This window comes from Variovorax sp. 01T439_2, assembly GCF_056398445.1.
On sequence record NZ_JBFTPJ010000493.1, the window covers coordinates 1 to 4,383 of the forward strand.

The 4,383-nt window shown below is 65.3% G+C and carries 4 protein-coding genes and 1 pseudogene; all 5 read right to left on the bottom strand.

The annotated features are described in order from the left end of the window. Positions 1-212 (bottom strand): annotated as a pseudogene (locus AC1DOC_RS21315) (type II secretion system F family protein); the annotation flags it as partial. 12 nt (positions 213-224) lie between these two features. Further along, positions 225-1,217: a type II secretion system F family protein gene (locus AC1DOC_RS21320; RefSeq protein ID WP_478080057.1), complete on the bottom strand. Its 993-nt coding sequence runs from the start codon at positions 1,215-1,217 to the stop codon at positions 225-227. A 9-nt stretch (positions 1,218-1,226) separates the two neighbouring features. Further along, the gene (locus tag AC1DOC_RS21325) at positions 1,227-2,600 is read right to left on the bottom strand and encodes a CpaF family protein (protein ID WP_478080056.1); all 1,374 of its coding nucleotides are present in this window, start codon (positions 2,598-2,600) and stop codon (positions 1,227-1,229) included. Between the two features lie 53 nt (positions 2,601-2,653). Then, positions 2,654-3,805 (bottom strand): CpaE/TadZ family protein, encoded by a 1,152-nt coding sequence (locus AC1DOC_RS21330; RefSeq protein ID WP_478080055.1) that lies wholly within the window; start codon positions 3,803-3,805, stop codon positions 2,654-2,656. A gap of 28 nt (positions 3,806-3,833) precedes the next feature. Next, positions 3,834-4,283, bottom strand: a complete 450-nt coding sequence (locus AC1DOC_RS21335; RefSeq protein WP_418146890.1) for a TadE family protein — start codon at positions 4,281-4,283, stop codon at positions 3,834-3,836. Between the last annotated feature and the right edge of the window lie 100 nt (positions 4,284-4,383).

Genomic DNA, 4,383 nt, shown 5'->3' on the forward strand with positions numbered 1-4,383 from the left:
TACAATCGCAGCGGTGAGGCCTCTCCTTCGCCGGTGGGCGAAGACAACTGGGCGAAGGGCCCGACGATCTTGACGGCGGTCTCGATCCAGACCGACTTGCTCCCAGGCACTACGGCCCGCAGCCGCTGCTCGGTACGGGTGGGCATCATCCAGACCGCGAATCCGCCAATGGCGAGGGAGACGGCCACGAAAACGAGAATGGGGAACAGCATGGCATTTCTCCTTCAGACACGGATCTTCACGATCTTGCGCAGGATCACCGCGCCGACCACCATCAGGCCCAGCATGTACTTGACGACGGTGATGCCGATCGGGTCGGTCCACAGCGGCGACATGAACTCGGGATTGAACGCATTCAGGAGCGCCACCAGCGCAAAGGGCATCAGGCCGAGGATCCAGGCCGACAGCCGCCCTTCCGCCGACAGCACCCGCACCCGTGCCAGCAGCTTGAGGCGGTCGCGGATCAGCCGGCTCAGGTTGCCCAGCACCTCGGTCAGGTTGCCGCCGGAGTCGCGCTGGATCAGCACCGACACCACGAAGTAGCGCAGGTCGGTAAGCGGCACGCGCTCGCTCATGTTCGTGAGCGCCTGCTGCAGCGAGACGCCGAAGCCGACCTCGTCGGCCACCATGCGGAACTCGCCCGCAATGGGCTCGGACATTTCCTCGCCGATCATCTGCACACTGCTCGCGAACGAATGGCCCGCGCGCAGGGCGCGCGTCACCAGGTCCAGCGCGTCCGGCAGTTGCCTTTCTAGATGCGCCAGTCGGCGGCTGCGCTGGTAGTCCAGGTAAAGCAGCGGCACCGCGGCGCCGGCGGCGCCCACCAGCAGGGCAACCCATGCGGGCTGGTTCGCGAGCGATGCCATCGCAAAGAAGACAAGCATGCCGGACAGCGCACAGGCCAGCAGCACATGGGACACGGTCCACTCCAGACCCGCCTGGAGAATGAAGCGGTCCAGGCGGTGGGCCCGCGGAAGCTTCAGGAGAACGCGCTGCATCCAGGGCGCCTCGCTGAGCACGCGGTCCTTCACGAGCCGCGCCTGCGCGATGCGGTCGGTGGCCGCAGACAGCGCCTGCAGCCGTTTGCCGATCTTCTGAACGCCGGGGCCCCTGTAGGAGCGCCACAGCATGTACAGCCCCTCGATCACCATCAGCACCGTCACGAAGACCAGCACCGACAGCGTGATGAGCGTGTCTCCAACCAGGTTCTGGAACATGGGAGCCTCCTATTCGTAGTGCTTGTCGGGATCGAACATGGCGTCGGGCAGCACCACGCCAAAGGAGTGCAGGCGCTCGACGAATTTCGGCCGCACGCCGGTGGCATGGAAGTAGCCGCGCACGCGGCCGTCGGGGCCCATGCCGGTCTGGCGGAACGCGAAGATCTCCTGCATCGTGACCACCTCGCCTTCCATGCCGGTGATCTCCTGGATGCTGGTGACCTTGCGCCGGCCATCGACGAGCCGCAGGACCTGGATCACCACCGTGATGGCCGACGCGATCTGCTGGCGCACCGAGTGATGCGGCAGGTTCAGGTTGGCCATGCTGATCATGTTCTCCAGCCGTGCCAGCGCGTCGCGCGGGCTGTTGGCGTGGATGGTGGTCAGCGAGCCTTCGTGGCCGGTGTTCATGGCCTGCAGCATGTCGACCGCCTCGGCGCCGCGCACCTCGCCAATCACGATGCGGTCGGGCCGCATGCGCAATGCGTTGCGCACCAGCGCGCGCTGCGTGATCTCGCCCTTGCCTTCGATGTTCATCGGCCGGGTTTCCATGCGGGCCACATGCGGCTGCTGCAGCTGGAGTTCGGCCGCATCCTCGATGGTGATGATGCGTTCTGTGGCGGGAATGAAGCCCGAGAGAATATTCAGCAGCGTCGTCTTGCCGGCGCCGGTGCCGCCGGAGATCAGCATGTTGATCTTTGCGCTGGCCAGCCCTTCGAGCATCAGCCCCATCTGCGGCGTGAGCGTCTTGAGGTCGTGCACCAGGTTCTCCATCTTCAGCGGAATCTTCGCGAAGCGGCGAATCGACATCATCGGGCCGTCCAGTGCCACCGGCGCAATCACCGCATTGACGCGCGATCCGTCCGGCAGCCGCGCATCGACCATGGGGCTGGATTCGTCGATGCGCCGTCCCACCAGCGAGACGATCTTGTCGATGATGCGCAGCAGGTGCTTCTCGTCGGTGAAGCTCACGTCCGTCAGCTCCAGCCGGCCCCTGCGCTCCACGTAGACCTGGTCGTGCGAGTTGACCAGGATGTCCGACACCGTCGGGTCGGCCATCAGCAGCTCGATGGGACCGAAGCCGAGCATCTCGTGCTGGATGTCGCGGATCAGCGTACGCCGCTCGATGTCGTTCAGCGCCTCGGGCTCCTCCTGCAGCAGCCGGGTGACCATGGTGGAGATTTCCTGGCGCAGCACCTCGGGCTTCAGGGTTTCGAGCACCGCCAGGTCGAACCGGTCCAGCAGTTTCAGGTGCATTCGCTCCTTCAGGAGCTTGTAGGCATCCGAAGCGAAGGACGAAAGCGCCCCGTCGGGCAGGAGCGGTGCCGGCGCGCGCGCGACCGGCGCGGCTTCGATCGCATTGAGCTGTTCTCTGAATGACATGTGGACCTGCCTTGCTGTTGGAGGAAGAAGATGCGTCAGGGTGCAATGCGGTGTCAGGCTCGGCGGAAAAGCCGGCCGATCAGGCCTGGCGCTTCCTTCTGGCGAGGACTGAGCGTGTGGGCGATTTCCACGAGCCGCTTGCAGAGCGCGCTGCCGCGCGACATCTCGGCCAGCGGCACGCCGCGGTTGATCGAAGCGTCCACGTCCTTGCCGCCATCGGGCACGCTGACCAGCGTGGCCCCGCCCAGCGATCGGCGCATGTCGGACAGGCCGATCTCCGTGCCGCCCGCGCTGCGGTTGACCAGCAGCTCGACCTTGCCGGCCGGATAGCCGAGCGACTTGAACACCTGCATCAGTCGCGTCACGTTGCGGATGTGCGGCAGGCTCGGCTGGAGCACCGGAAAGATCCGGTCCGCGCGGTCCAGCACGCGGATGACGAGCGGATCGATGCGCAGGCCCAGGTCGAACAGCACGAAGTCGTACTGCGCCACTGCCAGCTGCAGGATGGCATCGATATGCTCGGCCTTGACCTCCAGCGCGCGCGAGAGGTCTTCGGGCGCCGCAAGAATGCTGAAGCCCGGCGCCACCTTCACCGTGCTTGCGGCCAGCAAGGAGGCATCGAGCCGGCCGATGTCGCGCGCCACGTCGGCCAGCGTGGAAGTGGGCCGCAGGTCGCTCACGTAAGACAGCGCATCGCCGAACTGCAGGTTCAGGTCGATCAGCAGCACCGAGCGGCGCATCGAAAGCTGATGCCCGATGTTGGTGGCCAGAAAGGTGGCGCCGCTGCCGCCCTTGCATGGCATGAACGCGACCACCTGGCCCGCCTCGCGTGCCTGCGTGCCGGCCATCTTGAGTGCGATGCGCTCCACGGCCGCCTCGAGCGCCGCAGGCTCAGGCGGCGAAGGCAGCACCTCGCGCACGCCCGAACGCATGGCAAGAATCAGGAACTCGGGCGTCTGCATCGCGCACAGCAGCACCACCGCAAGCGCGGGATGGCGCATCGTGAGCTGCTCCACCATCGACACCTCATGGGGATCGCAGCACATGCCGTCCACCAGCAGCAGCTCGGGCGCCGATTGCTCGACCACCCACTGCATGCGGCTCTTGCCTCCTTCGAACACGGAGACTGTGTGGGAGCGAACCTCCAGCACCTTGCGCATGTCCTGCAGATGGCCGGGGTTGGGGGAGATGATGGAGATTTTCATGATGATGTGGCTCGGGGTTAGGTGCAGATCAGGAGCAGACGGCGCTGCTGTTCGGGTCCTGCCCCATGATTTCGCGCGGCAGGTAGGTGGAAAAACTCGGCATCGGGATCGCGGCATGCGTTCCGAATCCGATGGGCGAGATCCACTGGTAGTCGAGATTGAGGATGCGGACATTCACGCCGCTGCAATTGGCGGCGGTACAGGCCGTGCTGACGCTGCCTGCCGCGTCGTACCAATCGATGCTGACGTTGGCTGCCGTCAATTGAGGCAGGAACTTCTGCATCTTGGAAAGCACGACCGTGGCGTCTCGGTCGCACACGACGGCCGCGCGAGCGCCCCAGCGCGTCGCTTCGGCAGCTGCATTCCACGTCCACAACATGCGCGCGAAATCCATGATGCCCAGCAGGAAGGTCAGGAAGAGCATCAGGACCAGCGCGAACTCCACCGTGGTCGCGCCGACCTGCTTTGTTCGATTCATGATTGACCTCGCATGGTGGCGCTGATATCCCCGAACGGGATGTCTCCGTTCACATCGCCGAAGGTGAGCCCGAACACCCCGGTGATGATCGGGCGGAACT